Source organism: Bradyrhizobium sp. 23 (genome assembly GCF_023073295.1).
Classification (GTDB): domain Bacteria; phylum Pseudomonadota; class Alphaproteobacteria; order Rhizobiales; family Xanthobacteraceae; genus Bradyrhizobium; species Bradyrhizobium canariense_D.
In genome coordinates, this window is record NZ_JADPJF010000019.1 from 1 (window position 1) to 506 (window position 506).

1 protein-coding gene is annotated in these 506 nt (G+C 55.5%); it reads right to left on the bottom strand.

Annotated features, from left to right (window positions below):
• Nucleotides 1-129: 129 nt before the first annotated feature.
• Nucleotides 130-399 carry a hypothetical protein gene (locus IVB32_RS03015; protein WP_247409725.1) on the bottom strand — a complete coding sequence of 90 codons (270 nt, stop codon included), beginning with the start codon at nucleotides 397-399 and terminating at the stop codon, nucleotides 130-132.
• Between the last annotated feature and the right edge of the window lie 107 nt (nucleotides 400-506).

Below are 506 nucleotides of genomic sequence, written 5' to 3' on the forward strand. Positions count from 1 at the left end.
TTTGGCAGCCGTCCTAGTTTTGAAAATTGCCATCATAGGACTAGGCGTCTTTTCAACGGTTCTAGTCTCTATGTTGTATTTCAATCTGTAAGAGAGAGGCCGCCGCCTTTGAGGCGGGGCCGTTAACAGTCAGTACCGGCGATGGCCCCGGTGATAGCCATATGCGCGGTGATATCCGTAACCCCGACGCACGCCATAGCCATAGCGACCGACGCCATAGCCATACCGTCGATAGGCCGGTGCCGTGCGGACACAGCCGTTCGGACCACAAACCAACGCAACGCTCTCAATGTTTGATGTTTGTCCGAGGAGCGCGAGCGGCATAGCCGTTGCCGCAGTAGCGGTGAACGCGGCACCGCTGAGCGCGATTAATCCAACGAGTGCGAACTTGAGTTTCATGGTGTCCTCCTGTGGAACGCTAGAACGTACTGCACGGTAGGAAGTTGCACATGAACGAGGGATGAGCAGGAATTTTCCTTCCGGCAGCAATCGTTAAGGCGACACCC